Origin of the sequence: Halobacillus sp. (assembly GCF_049282395.1) — a bacterium.
In the GTDB taxonomy this organism is placed as follows: Bacteria; Bacillota; Bacilli; order Bacillales; family Halobacillaceae; genus Halobacillus.
Genome location: NZ_JBAPTY010000306.1, coordinates 1 through 2,249, shown reverse-complemented (window position 1 = coordinate 2,249; position 2,249 = coordinate 1). Strand labels below are relative to the sequence as shown.

Annotated in this window: 4 protein-coding genes; 2 read left to right on the top strand and 2 right to left on the bottom strand. The window is 44.4% G+C overall.

Features of this window, described 5'->3' with window-relative positions; translation table 11 throughout:
- Positions 1 to 552: aldo/keto reductase (locus tag WAM07_RS13190; protein ID WP_422167536.1), on the bottom strand; the 552-nt coding region annotated here is incomplete at its 3' end.
- A 213-nt stretch (positions 553 to 765) separates the two neighbouring features.
- Between WAM07_RS13190 and WAM07_RS13185 the strand changes: the two genes are divergently transcribed.
- Together WAM07_RS13185 and WAM07_RS13180 are read left to right on the top strand one after the other, a co-directional pair.
- Positions 766 to 987 carry a YuzF family protein gene (locus WAM07_RS13185; RefSeq protein WP_422167534.1) on the top strand — a complete coding sequence of 74 codons (222 nt, stop codon included), beginning with the start codon at positions 766 to 768 and terminating at the stop codon, positions 985 to 987.
- Between the two features lie 12 nt (positions 988 to 999).
- Positions 1,000 to 1,890 (top strand): manganese catalase family protein, encoded by an 891-nt coding sequence (locus tag WAM07_RS13180; RefSeq protein WP_422167532.1) that lies wholly within the window; start codon positions 1,000 to 1,002, stop codon positions 1,888 to 1,890.
- 114 nt (positions 1,891 to 2,004) lie between these two features.
- On the opposite strand, the gene WAM07_RS13175 is transcribed toward WAM07_RS13180, so the two are convergent.
- Positions 2,005 to 2,249: M4 family metallopeptidase (locus WAM07_RS13175; protein ID WP_422167530.1), on the bottom strand; the 245-nt coding region annotated here is incomplete at its 5' end.

Sequence of the window (2,249 nt, the reverse complement as noted above, 5' to 3'; positions counted from 1 at the left end):
ATCGAGCGGTTTCTGCCTGAAGATATTAAAGATAATCTGCAGAGAGCTGGCGTTCGTGTGCTCAAGCACATACAGCCCTTCCTCCACCGTCTCGACGCTGACCCCGTAATAGCGAATTTTTCCTTCTGCTTTTAAATCCTCCAATACATCAAATACAGAGCCATCCTTTATAATCTCAAAAGTTGGACAGTGGATCTGGTACAAATCGATCCGATCACGATTGAGTCGCTTCAGGCTGTCTTCCGCATACTGTCTTACCTGCTCCGGCGTATAGTTCGCTGGAGCGGCAAAGTCCCCCTGACGTCCGAACTTCGTCGCAATATAGATTTCTTTTTCTTTTCCTTTCGTTGCCTGAGCAAGCAGTTCTTCACTGTGCCCCATGCCATATACGTCCGCTGTATCAAAAAAGTTAACTCCGCTCTCCATGGCTGTCTCAAGTGCCGCAAGCGCATCTTCATCGTTCGTTTGCCCCCAGGCACCGCCAATCGCCCATGTTCCAAAGCTCAGTTCACTGATTTCCAGGTCTGTATTCCCTAAACGATTGTATTTCATGAATTATTCCACCTTTCTATAAAAGCCATATTTTTCCTATGCTATTTTTTTGTCCATTCCCTAAACAGTCGTAATTCATGTGACTTTTTTTCAATAATCTGACGTTTATCAATAGGCTTCTATAAGAATTTACTAGGAATATGATGAGACAACTATTATTTGCCACCCTCTTACATATACATCAATGAGACTACCTGTGAAGGAGATGAACCAATGAATTCCCAGAACGTGTCGATGAATTCAGCGATCGATCCGTATGTATACCAGACACTAATGTCCATCCAGGGGAGACCGGTCGTTGTGCAGACGACTCAGGGTTCTGTGAAGGGAATGCTGAAAACGGTTATGCCGGACCATATCGTGGTTGAAGTAAGTAGAACCCCTTTTTTCATTCGAACGCAGCAGATTGTCTGGGTATTCCCTGATCAAAGATAAAAGGAGGATGCTATGTTTAAGCGCATCAATCGTATGCAGATTGCTCTGACGATTCCTGAGCATGGAGATGCTAATGCGGCCGCTGCCGTACAGGAATTGCTTGGCGGCAAATTTGGAGAAATGTCTACATTGAACAATTACATGTACCAGTCCTTCGGTTTTCGTAACAAAAAGAAGTTCAAACCCTTTTATGATCTAGTGGCAAGTATTACCGCGGAAGAATTTGGTCACGTAGAACTCGTAAACAATTCCATTAATCTATTAACCCGCGGCATTACGTTTACAGGAGATCCGGATATTGCACCTTTGCAGAATGGGCTCAATAAACGCAATACGTATCAGTTTATTGCAACCGCCCAGACGGCTCTCCCTGGTGATTCCATGGGAAAATCCTGGACAGGCGACAACGTCTTTAACAGCGGGAACCTGGTCTTAGATTTACTGCATAACTTTTTCTTAGAGCTTGGGGCCCGTACACATAAGATGCGCGTGTATGAAATGACAGATCATCCTACGGCCCGTGAGATGATTGGATACTTATTAGTCCGGGGCGGCACCCATGCGCTCGCTTATGCGAAAGCACTTGAAATTGCCACTGGCGTTGATGTGAAAAAAATGCTTCCTGTGCCGGATTTGGATAACTCCAAGTTTGACTACGCCCGCCCGTTTATCGAACAGGGACTGGATAACATTCTCTATACGTGGAGCGATACAGATTATCAGGATATTAATCAGATCTGGAAAGGAACTAATCCGGAAAGTGGAGCTCCGTTACAGGTGATTCAGGGAACACCTAAAGGCGCCCCCATTCCTGACCTGGATGATCTGCCGGAAGAATTCGCGCCGGGAATTGACCGGGACGATTATGAACGGATCGCTAAGAAGCTAATGGAAAACTTATAATCTATCCTTTATCCAAAACACTCTGCATCGGTCTTACACTCTTTTGCCGGACTGTTAGCGTCTATATGGAGATTTAAAAGAAGCTCTTTCGTTTGAAAGAGCTTCTTCTCTGGATTATTCTACTCCAATTGCATCATAAGCCTGCATAACAGAGCTTACTTCCATTGAATTTTCCCCATACAGATCAACTGCTGATTGGATAGCGGCTTGTCTCATCATACTGAAGTCTGAAGTCGCGGTTAGATATTTTGTTAAAGCACGGTAGTAAATTTGTTCCGTAGCTTCTCTTCCAACTCCTTCTACCTCCACATCATAATGAGTACCACCTTCAGAGACAAGATAAGCAGCCTTATTATTAA

Bases quoted from the DNA above. Each gene is read 5' to 3' on its own strand.
- WAM07_RS13185 (WP_422167534.1), top strand. From the start codon at position 766: ATGAATTCCCAGAACGTGTCGATGAATTCAGCGATCGATCCGTATGTA.
- WAM07_RS13180 (WP_422167532.1), top strand. From the start codon at position 1,000: ATGTTTAAGCGCATCAATCGTATGCAGATTGCTCTGACGATTCCTGAG.